Genomic DNA, 23,089 nt, shown 5'->3' on the forward strand with positions numbered 1-23,089 from the left:
TTAGTCATTAGTCATCAGTCATTAGTCATTAGTGATTGGTTAGGGGTCAAAAGTCAAGTGGTTAGTCATTAGTCATTTGTTAGTGGGGGCGGGTTTGGCTGATTATATGAACGGTTGCAACAGATAATTTATCTTCTAAACCCGCCCGTACAGTAGTTAGTGGTTAGTAGTACTCCCGGTGTCCCCTTGTCCCCTTGTCTCCTTATCCCCGTGTCCCTTTGCTTCTTCCCAAGCTTGCAACAAATCCGGACGGCGATCGCGCGTTCTTTTAATTTGTTGTTGTAAACGCCACTTGGCAATTTCGGCATGATTGCCAGACAAAAGTACATCCGGCACCTTCCAACCGCGAAAATTAGCTGGACGAGTGTACTGGGGATAATCCAACAAACCCTCCTCAAAACTTTCTAGGGTCAGTGATTCGACTTTTCCGACAGTTCCTGGTAACAGCCGCACCACACCATTAATCAAAGCCATTGCCGGAATTTCTCCTCCAGTCAGAATAAAGTCACCCAAAGATATTTCACGAGTAACTAGATGTAATACTCTCTCATCCACACCTTCATAATGACCGCAAATTACTACTAGTTGGTCATAATTGCTTGCCAATTCTCGCAGCAGAGGTTGATTGATGGTTTCACCTTGGGGACTCATCAAAATCACCTCTCTTCTGGGCAAAACAGGCAGTGACTCTACAGCAGCAAAGATAGGTTCTGGCTTCATCAGCATTCCCACACCACCACCGTATGGTTCATCATCAACTTTTCGGTGTTTATCGGTGGTAAAATCTCGTGGATTAACTAAATTCACTTGGGCAATCTGTTTTGCCAGAGCTTTGCCAATCAGCCCTGAACTGAGAACAGAGGTAAAACAATCAGGAAATAGCGTAACTATATCAAAGCGCACAGTAATTCGTATTGAAGAACACTAATCTTAAATTTGAAATGTTTAACTGACAATCAGCCGATGTTGCATAAAACACATATACCCTTGTTCAAAATTATCTAAGAGTACTGAAAATTGTAGATTTTATGGGTGAGACAAAAATTTTTCTAATTACTTAATTTATGTTTAAATATTGTCACATCTACATTTAAATTTATTATTTTGACTGAGTTAACAACTTCCAGGATGCATCAAGCCAGCCTCAAAACAAAAATGTGTCAATACTTGCTTCTGTTTCCTAAAAGCAAAGATTACCACGGACACAATGCTAGGGATAGCACAAAAACCTTGCAAGTGTCTTTCACTGGTTCCCAATTGATATTTTGCCAATTCAGAAAAATGGGACAGGTGAAAAACAAGGTGCTAGCTTCGAGAAACGGCAATGTATACTCCACAAACTGAGGCATATTGGGCGTTAAGTACTGTCCTTGAAAGAGGCGAAGCGCAAAAACAATTAGGCTGCTGACCTTGTAATTTTCACCTGAAGTTGTTGACAGGAGAAACACAATGCCGGAATTACAAGCTAAATCGCTGGAAATGAGGACACCCCAAGCAACTAAAACCGCTGTTCTGGTTATCGGAGGCGCAGAAGACAAAGTTCACGGCCGTGAAATTCTGCGAACTTTTTTTGGTCGTGCTGGCGGTAGCGATGCTCATATTGCCATTATTCCCTCTGCCTCTCGCGAACCCTCAATTATCGGTGGCCGGTATATTCGTATCTTTGAAGATATGGGTGCTAAAAAGGTTGAGATTTTAGATATTCGCGAACGAGAGCAGTGTGAATACCGCGATTACCAACAAACCCTGGAAGCTTGTACAGGGGTTTTTTTAACGGGAGGCGACCAGCTGAGATTGTGTGGTGTGTTAGCAGACACACCAACGATGGATATCATTCGGCAGCGAGTCAGGACAGGGCAACTAACCTTGGCAGGTACTAGTGCGGGAGCGGCTGTAATGGGACATCACATGATTGCAGGGGGTGGTAGTGGCGAGTCTCCCAATCGTTCCCTTGTCGATATGGCAACAGGTTTGGGATTTATACCGGAGGTGATTGTAGATCAACATTTTAACAATCGCAATCGTATGGGACGACTGATGAGCGCGATCGCCTCTCATCCTGATCGCCTTGGAATTGGCATTGATGAAGATACTTGTGCCTTGTTTGAACGCGATGGTTGGCTACAAGTTTTAGGTAAAGGTTCCGTGACAATTGTCGATCCGACTGAGGTTACCCATACTAACGAACCTCATGTGGGAGCTACAGAACCTTTAAATCTTCACAATTTACGCCTGCATATCCTCAGCCACGGCGATCGCTTTCACCTCTATCAGCGCACGGTTTTACCTTCTGTTTACCGTGTTTCCAGCTGACGCAATCAAGTATCTGGAGTTACACTGATTTGGCCGCTAAACTTAAAGTTGCAGCACAAAAAGTACGATTAATACGAACTTAAGAATAAAAACTGTTCATTAGGAACAGTTTAGCGGTCAATTACAGTAAGAAACTAGTATTTTGGTTCCGAATCTCCATCTACCTATTCCCATGAGAATCCTCAAGATCCAGACCTTACGCGGCCCCAACTACTGGAGCATTCGACGCCACAAACTGATCGTCATGCGCCTCGATTTAGAAAACCTTGCCGAGACGCCTTCAAACGAGATCCCTGGCTTTTATGAAGGATTAGTTGAGGCTCTGCCTAGTCTGGAGGGTCATTATTGCTCGCCTGGCTGTCGTGGTGGTTTTCTAATGCGTGTGCGTGAAGGCACCATGATGGGTCATATTGTGGAACACGTAGCCTTAGAACTGCAAGAACTGGTCGGAATGCATGTCGGCTTTGGCCGCACCCGCGAAACTTCCACGTCGGGTGTTTATCAAGTAGTGTTCGAGTATTTGAATGAGGAAGCGGGACGCTATGCTGGCAGGGCGGCGGTGCGATTGTGCCAAAGTATTGTTGATCGGGGTCGTTATCCAAAAGCCGAATTAGAGCAAGATTTACAAGACCTCAAAGACTTATGGCGTGATGCTGCGCTTGGCCCTTCTACAGAGTCAATCATCAAAGAAGCCGAAAAAAAAGGTATCCCTTGGATGCAACTCGGAGCACGCTTCTTGATCCAGCTAGGCTATGGCGTCAACCAAAAGCGAATCCAAGCTACCATGACGGACAGAACTGGCATCTTGGGAGTAGAACTAGCTTGTGATAAAGAAGCTACAAAGCGCGTCCTTGCTAATGCGGGTGTGCCAGTTCCCAAAGGTACAGTTATTAACTTTTTGGATGATCTGGAAGAAGCAATAGAATACGTTGGTGGCTATCCAATTGTGCTTAAACCCCTAGATGGCAATCACGGACGTGGCATCACCATTGATATCCAAAATTGGGAAGAAGCAGAAGCAGCTTATGATGCAGCCAGACAGGTTTCTCGGTCAATTATTGTCGAGCGGTACTATCAGGGGCGCGACCATCGGGTACTGGTTGTAGATGGTAAAGTCGTAGCGGTGGCGGAACGCGTGCCAGCTCATGTGATTGGTGATGGTAGATCCAGCATCGCCGAATTGATTGAGGAAACCAATAAAGACCCCAATCGCGGTGATGGACATGATAACGTCCTCACCAAAATAGAGTTAGATCGCACTAGCTACCAGTTATTGGAAAGGCAAGGTTACACTCTCGATAGTGTGCTATCTAAAGATGAAATTTGTTACCTGCGGGCAACGGCAAATTTGAGTACAGGGGGCATTGCCGTAGACCGTACAGACGAAATTCACCCCGAAAACGTTTGGTTGGCACAACGGATAGTTAAAATCGTAGGTCTGGATATTGCGGGGATTGATGTTGTTACATCAGATATTAGTCGTCCCTTACGAGAAGTTGATGGTGTAATTGTAGAAGTTAATGCAGCTCCAGGGTTCCGAATGCACGTTGCCCCAAGTCAAGGTACTTCCCGCAATGTTGCTGGAGCTGTGATTGAAATGATGTTCCCTAACGAACAATCCAGCCGCATTCCGATCCTGTCGGTGACAGGTACTAACGGCAAAACCACAACTACCCGCCTATTAGCACATATTTTTAAACAGACAGGCAAAGTAATAGGTTATACAACTACTGATGGAACTTACATCGGAGATTACTTGGTAGAAGCAGGGGATAACACTGGCCCCCAAAGTGCTCAATTAATCTTGCAAGATCCAACGGTAGAAGTGGCAGTTTTGGAAACGGCTAGAGGTGGAATTGTCCGTTCTGGGTTAGCGTTTGAAGCCGCAAATGTTGGTGTAGTATTAAATGTTGCCGCTGATCACTTGGGACTTAGTGATATTGATACAATAGACCAATTGGCACATCTCAAGAGCGTGGTAGCTGAAGCTGTTTTTCCTGATGGCTACGCTGTCCTCAATGCCGACGATCCGCGCGTGGCAGCAATGACAGAGAGAACAAAAGCCAATATTGCCTACTTTACCATGAACCCAAATTCAGAATTGGTGCGAAATCACATCCAAAAGGGAGGAGTGGCAGCAGTATATGAAAATGGTTTTCTGTCTATTTTGAAGGGAGATTGGACACACCGGATTGAACGCGCCGAAAACATTCCCCTGACAATGGGTGGACGTGCGCCATTTATGATTGCCAATGCTTTGGCAGCTTCACTAGCGGCTTTTGTCCAAAACGTTTCTATTGAACAAATTCGTATTGGCTTAAATACCTTCCGTGCTTCCGTCAGCCAAACGCCAGGACGGATGAATTTGTTTAATTTGGGCAACTACCACGCTCTGGTAGACTATGCACATAACCCCCACAGTTACGAAGCCTTAGGTTCGTTTGTCCGCAACTGGACAAATGGACAACGCATTGGTGTGGTTGGTGGGCCTGGCGATCGCCGCGATCAAGATTTTATCGCATTGGGCAAACTGGCAGCGGAGATTTTTGACTATGTAATTGTCAAAGAAGATGATGATACTCGCGGACGAATGCGGGGATCAGCAGCAGATTTGATTATTCAAGGTATTAAGGAAGTAAATCCTAACTACAAACATGAATCGATTCTGGATGAAACACTAGCGATTAATAAAGCCTTGGATCTCGCCCCCGAACATAGTCTGGTGGTAATTTTGCCAGAAAGTGTTAGCCGTGCTATCCAATTGATTAGGACACGTGGAGTAGTAAAAGAAGAGATTACTCAACAAACTACCACCTCAAACACCGTAGACTCTCAGATAGGAGTAACTCCTTCTGTAGTAAATACGGTAAATACAATTTTATAAGTCAAAAGTTTTAACTTACTCCCCTACCGAGTGTAGGGGAGATAGCCATGTAGCTCGGCTGATCGTAGATTAGGTTCATCCGCCCCTATCCTAACTATTGATCTCTTCTTCTCCTTGTTTGTGTTCCAGACTATTCTCATCACTAGAATTTTTATTCAATTCTTCTTTAAAACCGCGCAAGGTTTTGCCCAGTGAGCTTCCCAGTTCGGGAATTTTTTTTGGGCCAAAAATCAGCAGCGCAACGATCGCGATTACACCAACTTCCGTCCATCCTAATCCAAACATTAGTGTCTCCTGTAAAACTCCTTCTTAAATCATAGTAGGGTGTACCATACCTACCTTAATTGCTTGCACAACAAAACCCATCCCCTGCTGTTGGGATGGGTTAATACATGACAATTAGTAGTACCTAGTTATAAGTAATGGCTGGCTGGAAACCTGTATTAAGGCTGCACTAGATCGTCGGGAGAAGCGAAAGTTGGCAAATCTTTAGGAGCTTTAACAGGTGTGATATGAGGAGCATTAGCTGCGGTGATGCACTAGTCAAAGGGCGTCGGGTAAAGTTAAAACTATTAGCTGCCATAGAAGAGTTATTTCTGAAAAGCGCTATGATACCAAGTTGGCGAGCGGGAGTCTTGTTTCAAAATTCTGAACTAACTTATTAATCAATGGTTTTAATCCAAAATCCAAAATCCAAAATTGGTATGACTCACCTTCCTTTCTGAATCTAAAGCGATCGCCTTCACTCACCTAAGTTTATCTAATGAGTAAGATTCAATTAATACAAATTTTACATTTAACTCAATAAATATACGATAAAAATTTTTGTTGGCTAAATCGACTGAAAAGCAATTTTTATCGAATCTATATAGAAATATCTATCCTGTACACAGCAATAGTGGTAAGTGTAATATATTACCTCATGTCATATTTCAATGGAATGTATTCGATTGGATTATGAATCAAAAACATGACTGTACAACATACCTGATAACTAAAATTGCTAACTTTTAATTTTTCAGAATTTATGAAGCTCGATCGCAAACTTTCCCTCTACTCATTCCTGGCTCATTTTGGATTGCTCAAGAAAAGTTACTACTAAGAGCAGTTGCCCAACGTTTAAAAACTTGCATTACTCAAACAGATATTCTTGCCCATTTGAGTCGAGATGAATTTGCGATCGCCCGAACAGACTTTTCTTCTTTTGAAAGCGTGATTAAGCTATCTCAACTTATACTCAGCGCACTGACAAAACCTTTCTTTTTAGAAGGTAAAACCATTCACATCACAGCCAGTATCGGCATCACAATTAATGAACTGGATCACCCTGATGGTGTTGAGCAACTCTTGCAACAGGCTCACATGGCGCTCTATCAAGCAAAACAGCAAGGACGTAGCCAATACCAATTTTACTCACCAGAGATCAATGCTCAGTTGCAGGAGCGACTGGTTTTGGAAAATGATTTACGTGGGGCAGTTGAACGCAATGAAATACTGATTTATTATCAACCCTTAATTGATTTGCACTCCAGACAAGTAGTGGCTCTAGAAGCGCTAATTCGCTGGCAGCATCCCACACGGGGTTTGATTTCTCCAGCAACATTTATTCCAATTGCAGAAGCCAATGGTTTAATTGTGTCAATTGGTGAATGGGTTTTGCGAACAGCCTGCGCTCAAAACCGTGCCTGGCAAATGGCTGGCAGCCCCCCAATTCGGATTTCGGTGAATTTGTCAGCTCGACAGTTTGAACAACCAAATCTTGTAGAAGTTGTGAAGCAGATCCTTGAGGGGACAGAACTAGAACCATCTTACTTGGAACTAGAGGTAACAGAAAGCTTCTTGATGAGTGACATTCAGCGCTCAGTGAAAATCCTCCAACAATTACGAGAACTTGGTATCTGCCTAGCTTTAGATGATTTTGGTACAGGCTATTCTTCACTGAACTACTTCAAGCGCCTTCCAATTAATATGCTTAAAATAGATCGGTCATTTGTACAGGATGTCACATCAAATCCTGATAGTGCAGCTGTAACCAATGCCATCATTGCTCTAGCTCAAAGCTTGCGTTTAACGATCACAGCAGAGGGTGTAGAAACTCAAGAACAGCTTGACTATCTGCGAATACGGGGGTGTCACGAAGGGCAGGGATTTTACTTTAGTCGCCCTGTTCCTGTTGATATAATTACTCAAATGCTGAAGGAAACTTCTTGGCAGATGGAGACGGGAGCTGACGACAAGCCATTGTGTGTTTACACAGCATGATGATGTTACCCGTCAGGGACATCTCACCTGAGAATAGGGGCTAGGGACGCTTAGGCTAGAGAATGTTGTGTGATGAAATCATGTGGGTGCATGATATCATCATCAGGCATCATTTGTGAATGCGATCGCTCTTCGGTTCATACTTGTGCTATCTCTAGTTCAGCAGCGATGCCGAAATGATCTGATGGATAAATATTTTTGCGATCGGGCGCAGGTTCCGTCAGAATCAGCTGGCAATCACAGACGCTCAAGTGTTTGTTAACAAATACGTAGTCAAGTGTGCCGCGCCAAGGTGTGAATGTACGATTAGTCCACAAATTAATCAATCGCAGCCCCAATGGACGCCATAATTTGCTATGGGCTTGCAATAAGGGTGTAGGACAAGTATACTCTGGTTCGCAACCATGCTGGGCGGCGTATGCAGAAGTAAATTGCTTCCGCATGAATGCGATCTCCGGAGTTTCGGGCGTAGCGTTAAAATCTCCCACAACTACTACAGGGAGATTTGGAGGTAAGGCACTGAGCCAGTTGACTAACGACTGTAGTTGTCTGATTCGCAAAGAAGAAGAACCGGGTTGGCAGTAATAATGTCCGTTGCAAAATACTAATGAGCGATCGCCTATTTTTACTTGTACGTATTGTGCAATCCGCCCCTGAGATTGCAAATCAAGTTCGGCTTGTTGAATAAATGGATGGCGGCTGAGAATTGCTGTTCCGTACTCGGTTCTCAATACATAGGATCGCTCTTGAGCAGCAACTAAGTGGACATAGGGCATATCAAGCTGTTCAGCCAACCACAAACCAGTGTTTGCTTGCAAATTAGTTTCTTGCAATCCAATCAAATCTGCCCCAACTGCTGCTAAACCTTCTACTAGCAACTCGCGCCGTTGCTGCCAGAAGTTCATTTCATACAAGATGTTGATAGTGGCAACTTTAATCATGGCAGTTGGTAGGAGTCTTGATGTGAAAAATATAGATTTTATTGTAGAGATGACATTCTTTGTTACTGTCCAATTAAAGTCCAAAAGTATCCATCGGGTGCCACAAAAGAGAAACTTGGTTCTCCAAATTCATTTTCCACGATATTTGTACACTTTTGTACTCGACTGGCTTTGATGCGATCGCAAAATTGATCAAGTTGCTGCACTCGATAGGTGTACAAACACATTCCCAAACTACCTGGTTTGGCTACTTCAAATCGCGATTCTATATTTATAGAACTAGGAAAGCGAATAATATAAAGTCTACCACTGCGTGCCGCCATCAAATTGGTTGTAGAAGAGCGCGGATCGTCAAAGGCAGTGACAAAAAACTTTTCACCAGGTTGGAGATCAAAAATTTCTCGCCCAGCAAGTGATGATTCGTAGCTAGTCTCGACATCATCACGCACTCGCAACAAGCCCATCACTTCGTCATAAAATTTTAGCGTTTCCTTGCTATCATCCTGAATTACCATCCCCATATGGGTAAACTGGCTTGTCCTCAGCAGAGAATTGTTATTAATCTTTCCATAATCAGGAAGTGTATAGCCAAACCTTTGAAACAAAACTTGTCGTGTCAGTGGTTGCAATAACAGCATCTCTCGCACCCCTACTGTGGGATCAACAAACGGACGATTTTTTCTCTCCTTGTTATAGATAACTTCCCAATGGGGATGAGTACAGGCGATCGCCCAATCAGCTGCTTTTGCTTCTTCTACGTGGTTAAGGATATTTAAAATGTCGGCTGTTAATGTTGTTGCCCAGCGATTTCCTTTCACCTTCATTGACTCCATCCCCAATCCCTGATTCATGGGATTTTGCCAAATCATTAGCCTAATCAAACCATGATCTGCATCTTGATGCTCAAGGCGAATCGAGCGTAAAGATGAGTCTACACCATATAATTGTCTAGCTGTAGCTATTGGTAATTCTCCCTCTTGACCAAGGAGATAGCCAAATTGCTTCCAATATTGAATTGCACAAATCGGCTCTGGTACGCCAATACACACTTCATATATGCCTGCAATTGCCGTTTGTTGTCCCTGATTCATGGTTTATTAAATATACGGAAAATAGGGTATATAGGTTACAGGTTACAAGGGACAGGGGACTAGGAATAAAAAAATCTTAATACCCAATCCCTAATCCGCTGAATCAGCATTAATCCTTGATTTTTGAAGTTGCAAGTACTACATTCTGCCTAAAGAAAAAGTTAAAATTTCGTTTGTGTAGATACACTGGGTATAAAATTTACGCATCTATCCAAGTAAATAGATAATTTTCTACGTGTTTTCACTTACTAGCTAAACAAAGGTGCGTTCGGTGTATCAGCAATACGGACATTGTTATCAATGTCAGCCAGAATTGGTGTGGCTAAATATTCTATCCGACTCTGCGATCGCTCTCGCCTATTATTTAATTCCCATAGTGTTGGTTTATTTTGTTCGTAAGTGGCAAGATTTTCCCTTAAACTGGATATTCCGGTTAATTACAGTATGGATTATAGCCGCTGGAACATTCCATATAGTAGAAATTTGGACGCTCTGGCATCCAGTTTCTTGGTTATTGGGGACTATTAAAGCCATTACAGCTTTTGGCTCATTGGGTACGGCTGTATTACTGATGCGATCGCTTCCTCAAATTCTCACGACTCCTAATCTTACAGAACTCAAAAAAGCCAATCAACAACTAGAACTAGAAATTACCGAACGCCATTTTACAGAAGAAGCATTACGCGAAAGTAAAGAACGCTTCCATAATGCCTTTGACTATGCTGCAATTGGTATGGCATTAGTGGGATTAGATGGCAAATGGCTGCAAGTGAACCAGTCTTTATGCGAAATTGTTGGTTATTCAGAACAAGAATTGCGCTCTATAACTTGTGAAGAAATCACCCATCCAGACGACCGAGATATTGACCTTAACTATATATCCCAACTGCTAAATGGTGAGATTCGTTGTTACCACATAGAGAAGCGGTACATACATAAGTTTGGACATGTTGTCTGGATATTGTTGAGTATATCGCTAGTGTGTAATGCTCACGGTCAACCGTTGTACTGGATCGCCCAAATTCAAGATATTACTGAGCGTAAAGAGGTAGAAAAAACTCTACAACAACAAGCTTGTATTTTTGAAAATATCTCTGATGGCGTGATTGTAACAGATTTATTAGGTCAAATCCTAGACTGGAACAAAGCCGCAGAAAAAATGTTTTGTTATAGTAAAGCAGAAGTATTGGGTAAAAAATTGGGGATTCTGCACAAACCGCAACAAGCTACTGTCTTAACCCAGCAAATATTAGACGAGTTGCTCAATAATGGTCGGTGGAGTGGGGAAATTAACTTTATCCGCAAAGATGGAACAGAAGGTGTATGCGAAACAGTAGTTGTACCCTTGTATAATGAACATGGTCAACCTAGTGCGACGATTGGGGTTAACCGCAATATTACAGAACGTAAGCAAGCAGAAGCCGCTTTACAACAAGCAAATCAGCAATTGACTGGGTGGGTGCAAGAACTAGAACAGCGCAATCGTGAAATTGCCTTACTGAGTGAAATGAGCGATATCCTGCAAGCATGCTTAACAGTTGAAGAAGCCTATAAGGTAATTGCTCAATTAGTCCAACCCTTATTTCCCAATACTTCTGGTGGAGTGTTTATTATCAGCGCATCAAAACACTTAGTTGAAGCTGTGACAACTTGGGGTGATGTCAATGCTGGTTTTAAGACAGTATTTTCTCCTAAGCAATGCTGGGCATTACGACGTGGGCGATCGCATTTTACAGTAGCTGATGCTCATGGTTTGCAGTGTAGCCATATTGAGGAAAAAGGAGAAGCTCTTTGCGTACCGATGATGGCACAAGGGGAAGCTTTAGGAATGCTGCACTTGCATTCCCAAGACAAAGAACAATTGACAATCACCAAACAAAGGCTAGCCTCTGCGGTTGCCGAACGCATTGCCCTCGCATTGGCAAACTTAAGACTAAATGAAGCCCTACAACAGCAAAGTATCCGCGATCCCCTAACTAGTTTATTCAATCGCCGCTATTTAGAAGAGTCTTTAGAACGAGAAGTCAGCCGAGCCGAACGCAATCAACAATCTGTGGGGATTATCATGATTGATGTAGACCACTTTAAACGCTTCAATGATACCTATGGTCATGAAGCAGGCGATATTGTGTTGCGAGAACTCGGTATATTTTTAAGAAAACATATTCGTAAAGCTGATATTGCCTGTCGTTATGGGGGAGAAGAGTTATTATTGATTCTGCCAGAAGCTGGCTTAGAAGTTTGTCAAGAAAGAGCCGAGCGCATACGGCAATGTGTGAAGCATCTAGATGTTCATCATCAACATCAGAAACTTGGCAATATCACCTTATCAGTGGGAGTAGCAATGTTCCCAGCTCATGGCTCGACTGGTGCAGCAGTGATAGAAGCTGCTGACGCCGCACTATACCTTGCCAAGAAAGCCGGGCGCGATCGCGTTGTTGTTGCTCAATCCCATTTGGGAGAAACGAATGCCTTACTGACTGCTGTAACTGCTAATCGAATGACAGAATAGCCAGTGCTTTGGTTCACTTGAGTCTACAGGTTAAAGCCTGCAAAGGTAGGCTTTGTCTGATTAGCCACACCTTTAAAGGTGTTGGTTACCTTTATATCCCAGGACTTACGCACGAGTTATGGAATAATAAACCGCAGAGAACGCAGGGGAGGACACTGTGTTGCGGAGGTTCCCTCCGTTGTAGCAAGTGTCCGTGACACGGAGTCAAGAGGATTTTAGAGGGATTTTGCGTAAGTTCTATATCCTTAGCTAATTTAAGGTTCAAAAGTTTTTAGCTGTGAAAATTGAATGTGTACAAATTTTCACTGCGATCGCTTGATTGTTAAGGAAGTCACTACAATACTTAATTTCAGAAAATCTAGGAAATCAGAACCCTGACTTTTTAAAGAAGTTCGGGTTCTTATCGTTCGTGGTATGAATAGTTTCAACCTTTTGGTAGGGAGGTAATTAAAGTAACACCACCATAGAAAGAGGAGAAAAGACTTTTAAATTTTTAACATAGCTTTATATCATAACTAATTTTTAGAGACTGAATAAATCATGTATCAATCGTTGTGCTAGAAACCCCAATATAGTAAAAACTTAAGCCTAAATCTCGTCAAAATTATTCATAAACCCTGATTAATCTTAGTTGGCTACTAATTTTAGATTGTACTTTCTTGATGTTTGAGATTGATATTCATACACAAGAATTACCCAATCTAACATCCAAAATTGAATAGCTTGTGTCTGTTTTGAATCAGATGTTCATGCCCAGTTCGGATACTAATAACGTGATCGCTACCCATATTTTGAAAACTTTGATGAAGCTATACAAACCTATCACTATGCTACAAGTCTAGATTTGACAGACTTGTCAATTACTACTTCTACACTCGGCTTTCCGAATAATTTAATTTGTCATCAATATGGATGACATCAAAGGGTATAACTGAAGCACCACGGACATCTGCTGCCTCTGTCTAGTTCCTTATCGCTAATCAAAGGAGATGTAACTATGGATATTAAATATGAAAATCCACTTGTTCTAGCTGTCATTACTATAGGTATATTTTTTGGCATTCAAGCAATCGGGCGATGGTGGCGTGAACAGCAATATAGTTTCAACGGTAAAACAGTACTAATTACAGGTGGCTCACGGGGACTAGGTTTAGTCATGGCACGCCAGTTGGTAAAGCAAGGAGCAAAGCTAGCAATTTGTGCGCGTGACGCGGAAGAATTACAAAAAGCGCGTATGGATTTGGAACAGCGTGGTGGAGAAGTACTGGCTGTGCCTTGCGATGTTACTGATGAATTTGAAGTCAAGCAAACGATCCGGATAGTACGCGATCGCTTTGGTGAAATTGACGTACTGATCAACAATGCAGGTATTATCCAGGTAGGGCCGATCGCAGAGATGACTCTTGATGATTATGAAGAAGCCATCAAAACTCATTTTTGGGCGCCGTTATATACAACTTTTGCTGTTTTGCCGCAAATGCGCCGACGTGGTGAAGGACGTATCGTCAATATTTCTTCAATTGGCGGTAAGGTCAGTGTACCGCATCTATTACCTTACAGTGCCAGTAAGTTTGCTTTGGTAGGACTCTCAGAAGGAATGCGAGCAGAATTGGCAAAAGATGGAATTGCTGTCACTACCGTCTGCCCTGGTTTGATGCGTACAGGCAGTGCGTATAATGCTTACTTTAAAGGTAAGAACCGTCAAGAATATGCCTGGTTTAGTATTAGTGATTCCCTGCCCATACTTTCTATGAGTGCTGAAAGTGCCGCAAAACAGATTATTTCAGCTATCAAACGGGGAGATGCAGAAGTTGTGCTATCAATTCCAGCACAGATTGGTGTTAAGTTTCACGCTCTATTTCCTGGACTTACTTCTATAATTCTCAGTTGGGTAAACAGATTTTTACCAGAGGCGGGTGGTATTGGCAGCGATCGCGCTCAAGGGAAAGATAGTACATCTTCAGTCTCACCATCTGTTTTAACAACCTTAGGTGACAAAGCAGCACAACAAAACAACCAGTTTTTTGAAGAAAAGTCAGAGATGACATAAGCAGAATTTACTGTTGGCTGCTCGCTTAAGTGCGATCGCATCTACCCAAGCTTGACTAAGTAGAAAGACTCAACATAAAAAGTTCGTAGTCAGGGCTTTAGCCCTTTAAAACCTTACAACAGAGCGATAAATCGCTAACTACGAACAAAAATTTCTCTGAGATTTAACATTTAATGGTAAAAACTTCTCTTCCCGAATCTAAGTGCCTAAGCACCCTATTTTCAGGCGAGATATAAACTTCATCCCTATATAGAAAAAGCGTTATACTTAATTAGTAAATAGAAAATCACAATTTACTACCTTAGATATACTGAGGTTAAAAATTAATTAGATTAAGATTACTTGGCTGTTCTTGGAGCTTAGAGGTGAACAGAACAACTTTCTTGATCAAAAAAGCATAGAAAAAGATTAGCTTGGATTTAAATTTTAAATTAGTTAATTGTGGCGCTCATGCCATCATCAGCAACTAAAAGTAATGTTTGTATCTCCGCTTAATATTTCACAGGAGTCTTTATGTTAGTCAAAGACCGTTTTCAAAACTTTGAAGAGTTATTATCTAGCTCTGAACTACCAGTATTAGTAGTTTTTGATGCTCCTTGGTGTGGCCCTTCTCATCTCATGGATACAATTTTGAAGCAAGTAAATACTCAAATGAAACAACAACTTAAGATTGTCAGAATTGATAGTGAAAAAGATTCTGATTTAGCTTCTCGCTTCCAAGTTCACCCTTTACCAACAATGTTACTATTTAAAAATGATCAACTTATAGGGCGGATTGAGGAAGAGCGAACCGAGAATTTAATGCCAGCCGAACGTTTAGTACAAAAATTGCAAAATCTGCTCTCAGAATAATGCCGAAACTCACAGCCAACTACTTTTCGAACCACCTCTAAGGTGGGCAATGCTCAACGCCAGTGATCAACAAGGGTGCAAGATAAGTATCTAAACAAAATTAATTACACATTTTCTTGCTGTTCCCTGTTCCCTTGCCTCTACCCATAACTTTAATTTTGCCTAACCACTTATCAAATAACTGTCTTATACAAGCAGTTTTGTGATGTATTTTCAAGATAACGAGAGAGTTTTCCTCTCTTATGGTGGATAACTAGCTAAACCTATTGGCTGATGAATACCTAGATACCAATAGAGAAACTAGAAGGTACATATGTGTAAACACATTTGTTGTTTATCCAGGAGGGAAAAATGGCAATTCAAGGATATCAGCGGGCAGTTGGTACATTCTCCAACCGTCAAGCAGCCGAAGATGCGCTAAATAGACTAAGAGATTCGGGTTTCCCCATGGATCGGGTTTCTGTATTGGCAAAAGACGCAGATCGCAATGAGCAAATTGGTGGAGCTAATGTCACAGATAGATCCGATCTAAGCGATCGCGGTGACACCGAGGCTCAGGAAGGTGCTGGAATTGGTGCGGTTACAGGCACTGTTTTAGGTGGTATAGGTGGCTTACTCGTAGGTTTGGAAGCCTTAATCATCCCAGGAGTGGGCCCTTTTCTTGCAGCCGGAACGATCGCAACCACTTTAGCTGGAGCAGGTATTGGTGCAGCAACAGGTGGATTAGTAGGAGCGTTGACTGGTTTGGGTATTCCAGAAGAAGAAGCCAGAGCCTATAGTGAGCGGGTATTCCAAGGAGAATTCTTGGTAATTGTAGATGGCACCGATAACGAAATTCAGCGTGCTGCATCTATTTTAAGTAATCAAGGTATTCGTAATTGGGCTATTTACGATATCTCTGGTAATGTAGCTAGTACTTCTACTTCAGGTGTTGATCGTACTACACAGAGGTATCAAGAAAGAACTACTACTACCACTACCACTACAGATCCCAATGTAGTTGAAGTTATTGATAAGCGGGATCAAACTCTTTAGTGTTAAATCTTTCACAAAAATAGCGATCGCGCTTTGAGTAGGAGTACAATAGTCCGATTGGAGATATGAAAACCGGATGAGCGCTAATAGTTTATAGTCAAAAGGCAATCAGCCATTAGCTATTAGCCTCTAAATATTCTCCCCAATCTGTTTTGATTGCTTACAATTCCTAAATAAGCCCTTTCCCGCAGATATGGAAGGGGCTATTTCACTCTTCACCGACTAACTGTGTTTCTTCAGGAAGAAGCGAAGTTTCTTCCATTGGTACAATTTCTGGAATGGGAACTATCTTAGTCAAATTAGGTTTAATAATCAAACTCACGCCTATTGCCCAAGCAATTGAAACCAACCAGCCAGCAATAATATCGCTAGGAAAGTGAACTCCTAAGTATAGTCGCGTCCAAGCAATAGCTACCACAAACAAGCCTCCCAAAATCATTACGATCCAACTCCATACACTTCCCCAAGTTAAAATTACCAAAACTGCTACTAACGTCATACTTGTCATGGCGTGACCACTAGGAAATGAATAATCAAACTCTGGAGCAGGTGAGAGCCAAAGTTGAGGACGCACTCTATGCATAATTTCTTTGGCAGTGAAGTTGATGATCGCACTGCCAATTGTAGTAATGAGTAAATAAATAAGCGATCGCCATCGTTTCAAGAATAGTAAAATTAGTGCAACTGTAGCTACGATGGGCGATGCAGTCCAAACCGATCCCAGCTTAGTTAATCGAAGCGCGATCGCATCAAGATAGGGATGGGCTGTTGTATGAATAGTTACCAAAATGGGTAAATCAAAAGCGAAGCCGCCTTCATTTTCCCGGAGTTGTAATGCAAGTAGCCCAAAGATTTGCAAAGGTAAATATACTCCGATTAATAACAGTACTAGAGAACCCCAGTGAGCAAGGAGCAGTTTTTTGAGAAACTGGAAGAATGATAAGAAAAACTCTTGAAAATCAAATTTAAACATCTGCCAAAGATTTTTCCAGACTGTTTTTCAGACAAATACTCTATAAAATATACAAAATTAAATTACACTCTTTTCATCGTTGCGTTAGTTTACCTTAAGATAGAGCTTCATGTTTACTAACAGCGATCGCCCACAGAATTAGAAGCTTAGATTTTCAATGCCAACCTCGATACCGTCTCTTCCAATACTCAGTTACTCTTTGTTCCCACTTTTGCCAAAAAGAATTCATCGCTTGTGGTTCAAACCAAAATATCTCCGCTTCTGTTTCTGGTATTGCTATAACCAACAAAGCATGATTCAAATCAATACTGTAATCTCGATAGTATTCATTCACTGCACCCAAGTAGGCAGTTAATTGTAATGGATATTCATATAAACGCTCTACTGTACCTTTAGGTTGATCTGCTGTTTTCCACTCGCATATACAGGGAATACCTTTATAGCTAGCAACACAATCAACTTTTCCCGAATAGCTCAAATCATAGTGAAAAACAGAACCCTCAACAAGTCTGACTGCATCAATTTTTTCTAAAACAGGTTTGATACTTTCCCAATAAGGGCGACTTGCTTCAGAACAAACAGGATTTTCACCAAGTAAGTAGCGTTCAATTTGTTTGTGAGTTTGTGTTCCCCTACGACTAGCAGTTGTGGAAATACGAGTTGCTGCTTCTGTGCCAATACGGGCTTTCCAATTTGATAGTCTCTCACGATCTACTTGTGCTTTGGTGGCATTAAGTATTGTGGTAACGCTAGGAAAGCGATTCCCTTTGTCATCCATGTAATATTGTTGACCATAATCCCGTAATGATTTACCACAGTTTCGAGGTAGTAAATGAGTATCAAATTGCATGGGCTAGATAATGTTGGCGAGACAATAACTTTTTGTATGTCTGAATATTTATATCTTAGATAAGAGGGAATATTTACAAAACTTCAATAAGCTAAAAAATAATTCAAAATTGCTCGCAAACATTTCGTCATGAACATTAACCACCTTAATAAATTCACTAAAAAAGTGGCTGTGATTGCTGGCATTATTGGTGTAGGTGCCTTTGTTGGCGCTCCAATCATGGCTCAGTCTAATCAAACACCCGAAAATACAACACCAGCCACTACTCCAACTCCAGAAGCTACACCATCTCCTGGTGCTACTACAGGTAATTTGGTAGAAGTTGCACAAGCAAGCGGTTCCTTCAGCACCCTAACACAAGCAGTACAAGAAGCTGGATTAGCAGACAAGCTCTCTAGTGGAGAATACACACTTTTTGCACCCACAGATCAAGCTTTCAGCACCTCCTTACCTGCTGGTGCGGTGGAATTTCTCCTCCAGCCAGAAAATAAGGATCTGTTACGTCAAGTTCTCACTTATCATGTTGTACCCCGTGAAGTAACTTCTAACCAGCTAAAAACTGGAACAGTAAAAACCCTTGGTGGTGGTTTAGCAGTTCGTGTTACTCCTCAACGAGTGATTATAAATGACGCCAGCGTCGTCGAACCCAATATCGAGGCTAGTAATGGAGTCATCCACGCAGTCAATCGTGTACTACTTCCATCAGAGTTGCGCCAAACGATCGCCTCTCGACTAGAACAGCAGCCAACCCAAACAGCACCTGAGCAAACTACTCCAGACACTCAGACGACTCCTGCCGTACCTGGGCAAACTACTCCAGACACTCAGACGACTCCTGCCGTACCTGGGCAAACTACTCCAGACACTCAGACGACTCCTGCCGTACCTGAGCAAACTACTCCAGACACTCAGACGACTCCTGCCGTACCTGAGCAAACTACTCCAGAAACACCGCAGAACTAAGTACCTTAATCAAACTCTGGGCAGCTTGAAAAGATATTTTCTCGTGTATGAGACTAATCATGTCATTCTGAGCAGTTTGGCTAATACCCAAGAGTGAATTTGGATATGGCCATAAATTTTTACTAAGATGCTTAAGTGCAATCTTTATTGCTCAGTATGGCAGTTCTTTTCTAACTACAACTTGGTCTACCTTATAAACATCATTAGTTAATTGTCCTTTCTCTTTCGTTATCTAAATGACAAATAAATAATGAATGGGGGTATGACTGAATCGCGAAATGAATCCAGATATAGAGACATGATAGATATGTCGCGTCTGGGCAGTGGAAATTGCATACATAAACATATGATTATTTTGGTCAGAGAATCAATACTTAATTAAGATACGTATATTAAAAGACTTTTTTTAGAGAAGAGTGTATTAGAATAAGCTAAAAAGAAGTTGAAAGCTTAACGATAGTAAATATAGCTACATTACAAGTATATTATAGAGTTTGGATAATCAAAATGAACGGCAAATCTGTTGCTGCACTGGTTATCGTGACAGTTCTCGCTGGCTTAAGTAACAGGGTTCAAGCTCAGTCACCCTCAGTTCCAATCTCCAATCCAAGACAACAATATACTTTATCTGGTGAGTCGCTAACGGGAATCAATAATAGAACAGCCAACGAAGACTTTGCGAATTTTTTTATTAAAGAAAGTAATCTCGTAAATCAAGCTGGTACTAACATTAGAGAAAATAGAGAAAATGTAGTAGATCCCTACTTAGGTATATGGCAAATCAGCAACAAAGTTAGAGTACAAAGAGTTGATGAGCCACTATTACCGACTAATACTTCACCAATTATCCTTCAACCTGCTCAATCTATTAATGGCAATGACGGATTGCAAGTGCAACTAGGTATTAACGAATAATTGCAGTTAGCAAGAGAGTTAATATTTTTTAAGATGCAGCGCACTATTGGCTATAGAATTAGCAGCCGTTATTACTATTGTATTTAACAAGTTTTTCTGAAGCGATCGGGCAAAGTCAACTAAAGATTTTGTTAGAGGTAAACGCTATGATGGGAATACTTTGGTTATTTTTATGCTTTCTTTGGATTATTGGTTTAGCACTTTTAGCAGAACTCTTCTTTTATGAAGAAGAGCAACAGTTTTAATCAAGATAATAGCTAAACGGTAAGATTCCCCTTAACCCCCTTGGAAAAGGGGAAATAGAATCAAAGTTTACGGCAGGTGACGCCACTTCGCGTCTACACCAGTCATCTACGCTCGTATTACCCTCCGGCAGTACTGGCTTACCATTGCATTGCTTCCCCTTTTGAAGGAGGATAATGGGGAGCAAAAAGTATTGAATACAACACCAACAAATTTTCAGACATCCTCTTAAAGATGTCGAGAATTTATATTTTTAGTATGCACCTGTTTTTTGCAAAACAACCCTCACAGTTTTAAGCAAAATTGTTAGATCAAGCCAGAGTGACCAATTCTCAATGTAAGTAATATCTAGTTTGACAGCATCTTCAAAATTATCAATATTAGAGCGTCCCGAAACTTGCCATAATCCAGTAATGCCCGGAAGAACTTCTTGTCTGACAAAGTGATGAGTTGTAAACTTTTCTACATCTCTGCGAGGAAGAGGACGCGGCCCAACAAGACTCATTTCTCCCAAAAAAACATTAAATAATTGTGGTAATTCATCTAGACTATAAAGGCGCAAAAATTTGCCAATTCTAGTGACACGAGGGTCATCTTTCATTTTAAATAAAACACCATCTTTAATTTCATTTTTTGCTTCTAATGAAGCTTGTAATTTCTCTGCATTGGCAACCATAGTACGAAATTTCCAAATTTTGAACTTTCGACCGTGTAAACCAATTCTTTCTTGTCTAAAGAAGATTGGGCCAGAAGAGTCAAACTTAATTAATAGAGCAATTAATAAATAAATGGGAGACAGTAGCAATAATAAAATAATAGAACAGCAAAGGTCAAAACCCCGTTTTACCAAAAAGTCAGTACCAATAATAAATGGTGCTGAAATTGTCATACAAGGAACTCCACCAATTACCCAAAATGTGGATTTTGGATGGTAATGTTCACTTTTGATTGGCAGTATTCGCAAGGTAATACCAGCTGTGTAGAAATGCCAGCATAGATACAGACGATTTTTGATTGCGCTCCAAGAAACAAAAGCTTCTACAATTCCCTGTCGGCGAAGATATTCAAAGGTTTTATCTCGGTTACGTAAATCTAGACAACTAGAATCGGCAATTCCTTGTACAGTGTAGCAATTTTCTTGTTCTATGATTTTAATGTGATTCTCTTTTTCTGCTGGATCAGTAATCAAAAATACAGAATGACGCATTACTCCTTTTCTACGTAAATGTTTAGTAACAACGTCAAATATATACCGCTGTAAACATAAAAATATGACAGACAACAACCAGAAAATTATAAAACTTGAACGAGAAATATAGTTATTTGATTCGTAAAGGAAAGCAATAATTAATAGAAAGATTTGCGATGTGGAGATTGCTTTGAATAAACTTGAATAATTACGACGATTAATTCCTCCCTTATATAAACCTTTGATAGCGATTATTCCTATTTGTAAAGCAATAGTTAGTGCTAATAATGATTTTTTCCCTACCCAAGGATAATCTGATTCTTCGCCATATATAATTGCTAGATTCCATGCTAAAATAAGACAAGTAATATCTAAGAGTATAAGAGAGATTATCCTGAGAAACCTGATAATTATTCCTTTTTGTACTCTTGTACCTTGAGCGGATCTCAAGTCAGGCTTTAAGCTGACAACAGGTATAGATTTAACAGTCATAATTTCGATGCTCCTGATATTTATACAGATTCATTCACATGAGATAAAAGTGAATAATTGTTGAACTTCATGACAAATTATTCTCTCTCTTGAACTCATGATTTTAAAAGAATCAAGACTTGTTAATTAAATCTGAGTTAAGGACTTCCAATTAAAAAAATCTCCAATTTTTAGGGTGCATTACGGACTATCGTCATAACGCACCATCAACTCTCGAAGAAAGGTGGTTTACGCTATTGCTAACCCACTCGACTAGACTGACACGACGAAAATGAAAGATATAGAAATAAATTTGTTTATAAAGTAAGTTTATATGACCTACTCAAATAATAATTTACTTATATTTAGCGTTTAGGAGCTTGCTCAAAAGCTCTAGCAATAGCATTCCATGCTAGCTTGCGTTGAAAATATGAGTCATACAATAAAGGACGTTTACTAGTTCTTGAAAGCCAAGTGTAGCGATCGCTTAATCCCCAAGTTAATACTGCAATTACTGCTTTTTCATCTAATACCACTGAAAGATAGTCTTCATAAGCAGCGGCAATAATGCGATCGCGTACCATACTATCAGCAGGTAATCCTTCATCCTGCACATCCAACTCGGTAATTAGAATTTTTAAGCCAAGGCTGGCAACATCTTTGAGAAAACCTCTCATTTTCTCAGCATTAAAGCGAGTTTCCCTTGCTTTTAAATGAGCTTGAATACCAAGAGCGTGTACAGGAATTTTTTTAGACTTTAAACGTTCTAGTAACTTTAATACAGCTGCTCTTTGAGCATTACCAACAGGAGTGTCATAGTCTAGCCAGCGATCATTGTACACGAGCATCGCCTTCGGATCTGCTTTTGCCGCCGTGCGAAAAGCAAGCTCAATATAGCCCTCACCAAGAAATTCCAACCAAGGCGAGCGGCTTAAACCATCTGAGCGCTTGCTACGTGAAACAGCGATCGCCTCATTGACAACATCCCATGAATGAACAATTCCAGCGTAATGCTTGGCAACTTTCGTAATATGTTCTACTAAGAATCGCTCTGCATTTTTATGGTTAACCTTTTTCTTAAACCATCTAGGCAATCCCAACTCCCAAACTAAAGGAGTTCCTCGAAATAACATACCGTGAGTGCGAGCAAACTTTGCTAACCAATCACCTTTGGTAAAGTCAAAGATATGGGGATTGGAGCGAATAGTAAACCACTTCAAATCATTTTCTGCCACCAACATTCCACAATCTTTAACAAAAGTATTTGCGAATTGGGTGTTTGTCAGCAGTATGCGTTGCTCAGTTGCAGCTCCAAAAATTAACCCTTTAGCAGCGGCACGCTGTTTTAAAGAAGCTTGCCCAACCACTGTAAAGTCTCTTTTTGGATGAGAACGTAATGGAGTTTGCCTTCCTCGATTGATTGCTTCTGTTGTTGTCACAGTCGTCATACCTAGCAAACCAGCTAAACCCAGTTTGATAGCATGCCGCCTAGCGATTGATTGGTGATTAAACATTTTAAATCGGTACTTTACTCAGCAAAATTGC

The 23,089-nt window shown here is 41.0% G+C and carries 17 protein-coding genes and 1 pseudogene; 10 read left to right on the forward strand and 8 right to left on the reverse strand.

The window, feature by feature from the left end; translation table 11 throughout:
• Nucleotides 1-156 precede the first annotated feature (156 nt).
• The gene (gene trmD / locus U2718_RS07735; RefSeq protein ID WP_341993340.1) at nucleotides 157-903 is read right to left on the reverse strand and encodes a tRNA (guanosine(37)-N1)-methyltransferase TrmD; all 747 of its coding nucleotides are present in this window, start codon (nucleotides 901-903) and stop codon (nucleotides 157-159) included.
• Nucleotides 904-1,449: 546 nt separating this feature from the next.
• Between trmD and U2718_RS07740 the strand changes: the two genes are divergently transcribed.
• On the forward strand, nucleotides 1,450-2,313 hold the full coding sequence (locus tag U2718_RS07740; protein ID WP_289790101.1) for a cyanophycinase: 864 nt from the start codon (nucleotides 1,450-1,452) through the stop codon (nucleotides 2,311-2,313).
• Nucleotides 2,314-2,485: 172 nt separating this feature from the next.
• Nucleotides 2,486-5,197, forward strand: a complete 2,712-nt coding sequence (gene cphA, locus U2718_RS07745; RefSeq protein WP_341993341.1) for a cyanophycin synthetase — start codon at nucleotides 2,486-2,488, stop codon at nucleotides 5,195-5,197.
• 90 nt (nucleotides 5,198-5,287) lie between these two features.
• Here the strand turns inward: cphA and tatA are convergent, their stop codons facing one another.
• Entirely contained in the window at nucleotides 5,288-5,482 is a 195-nt protein-coding gene (gene tatA / locus U2718_RS07750; RefSeq protein ID WP_341993342.1) for a twin-arginine translocase TatA/TatE family subunit, read from the reverse strand.
• Between the two features lie 227 nt (nucleotides 5,483-5,709).
• Between tatA and U2718_RS07755 the strand changes: the two genes are divergently transcribed.
• Nucleotides 5,710-5,862, forward strand: a complete 153-nt coding sequence (locus U2718_RS07755; protein ID WP_411813244.1) for a hypothetical protein — start codon at nucleotides 5,710-5,712, stop codon at nucleotides 5,860-5,862.
• A 427-nt stretch (nucleotides 5,863-6,289) separates the two neighbouring features.
• Nucleotides 6,290-7,459, forward strand: a pseudogene (locus tag U2718_RS07760) (putative bifunctional diguanylate cyclase/phosphodiesterase); the annotation flags it as partial.
• A 137-nt stretch (nucleotides 7,460-7,596) separates the two neighbouring features.
• Here U2718_RS07760 and U2718_RS07765 read toward each other — a convergent pair.
• Both U2718_RS07765 and U2718_RS07770 read right to left on the reverse strand, forming a co-directional pair.
• Complete coding sequence (locus tag U2718_RS07765; RefSeq protein ID WP_341993343.1) at nucleotides 7,597-8,400, reverse strand: endonuclease/exonuclease/phosphatase family protein; 804 nt, start codon at nucleotides 8,398-8,400, stop codon at nucleotides 7,597-7,599.
• Between the two features lie 62 nt (nucleotides 8,401-8,462).
• On the reverse strand, nucleotides 8,463-9,491 hold the full coding sequence (locus tag U2718_RS07770) for a VOC family protein (RefSeq protein ID WP_341993344.1): 1,029 nt from the start codon (nucleotides 9,489-9,491) through the stop codon (nucleotides 8,463-8,465).
• Nucleotides 9,492-9,762: 271 nt separating this feature from the next.
• Between U2718_RS07770 and U2718_RS07775 the strand changes: the two genes are divergently transcribed.
• The 4 genes from U2718_RS07775 to U2718_RS07790 all read left to right on the forward strand — a co-directional run bounded on the left by U2718_RS07775 (nucleotide 9,763) and on the right by U2718_RS07790 (nucleotide 15,940).
• Complete coding sequence (locus U2718_RS07775) at nucleotides 9,763-12,003, forward strand: diguanylate cyclase (RefSeq protein WP_341993490.1); 2,241 nt, start codon at nucleotides 9,763-9,765, stop codon at nucleotides 12,001-12,003.
• A gap of 997 nt (nucleotides 12,004-13,000) precedes the next feature.
• Nucleotides 13,001-14,053: an SDR family oxidoreductase gene (locus U2718_RS07780; RefSeq protein WP_341993345.1), complete on the forward strand. Its 1,053-nt coding sequence runs from the start codon at nucleotides 13,001-13,003 to the stop codon at nucleotides 14,051-14,053.
• A 513-nt stretch (nucleotides 14,054-14,566) separates the two neighbouring features.
• A complete protein-coding gene (locus U2718_RS07785) occupies nucleotides 14,567-14,905 on the forward strand; it encodes a thioredoxin family protein (RefSeq protein WP_341993346.1) in 339 nt (112 codons plus the stop codon).
• Between the two features lie 351 nt (nucleotides 14,906-15,256).
• Nucleotides 15,257-15,940 (forward strand): general stress protein, encoded by a 684-nt coding sequence (locus tag U2718_RS07790; protein WP_341993347.1) that lies wholly within the window; start codon nucleotides 15,257-15,259, stop codon nucleotides 15,938-15,940.
• Between the two features lie 208 nt (nucleotides 15,941-16,148).
• Here the strand turns inward: U2718_RS07790 and U2718_RS07795 are convergent, their stop codons facing one another.
• Nucleotides 16,149-16,913 carry a phosphatase PAP2 family protein gene (locus U2718_RS07795; protein ID WP_341993348.1) on the reverse strand — a complete coding sequence of 255 codons (765 nt, stop codon included), beginning with the start codon at nucleotides 16,911-16,913 and terminating at the stop codon, nucleotides 16,149-16,151.
• A gap of 154 nt (nucleotides 16,914-17,067) precedes the next feature.
• Nucleotides 17,068-17,763: a PD-(D/E)XK nuclease family protein gene (locus tag U2718_RS07800; RefSeq protein WP_341993349.1), complete on the reverse strand. Its 696-nt coding sequence runs from the start codon at nucleotides 17,761-17,763 to the stop codon at nucleotides 17,068-17,070.
• A gap of 129 nt (nucleotides 17,764-17,892) precedes the next feature.
• On the opposite strand from U2718_RS07800, the gene U2718_RS07805 reads away from it, so the two are divergent.
• Entirely contained in the window at nucleotides 17,893-18,726 is an 834-nt protein-coding gene (locus U2718_RS07805; protein ID WP_341993350.1) for a fasciclin domain-containing protein, read from the forward strand.
• Nucleotides 18,727-19,233: 507 nt separating this feature from the next.
• On the forward strand, nucleotides 19,234-19,641 hold the full coding sequence (locus U2718_RS07810) for a hypothetical protein (protein WP_341993351.1): 408 nt from the start codon (nucleotides 19,234-19,236) through the stop codon (nucleotides 19,639-19,641).
• A gap of 496 nt (nucleotides 19,642-20,137) precedes the next feature.
• On the opposite strand, the gene U2718_RS07815 is transcribed toward U2718_RS07810, so the two are convergent.
• The gene (locus U2718_RS07815) at nucleotides 20,138-21,565 is read right to left on the reverse strand and encodes a sugar transferase (protein WP_341993352.1); all 1,428 of its coding nucleotides are present in this window, start codon (nucleotides 21,563-21,565) and stop codon (nucleotides 20,138-20,140) included.
• A 344-nt stretch (nucleotides 21,566-21,909) separates the two neighbouring features.
• Nucleotides 21,910-23,058 (reverse strand): endo-1,4-beta-xylanase, encoded by a 1,149-nt coding sequence (locus U2718_RS07820; protein WP_341993353.1) that lies wholly within the window; start codon nucleotides 23,056-23,058, stop codon nucleotides 21,910-21,912.
• Between the last annotated feature and the right edge of the window lie 31 nt (nucleotides 23,059-23,089).

This window comes from Chlorogloeopsis sp. ULAP02 (assembly GCF_038404745.2).
Classification (GTDB): domain Bacteria; phylum Cyanobacteriota; class Cyanobacteriia; order Cyanobacteriales; family Nostocaceae; genus Chlorogloeopsis.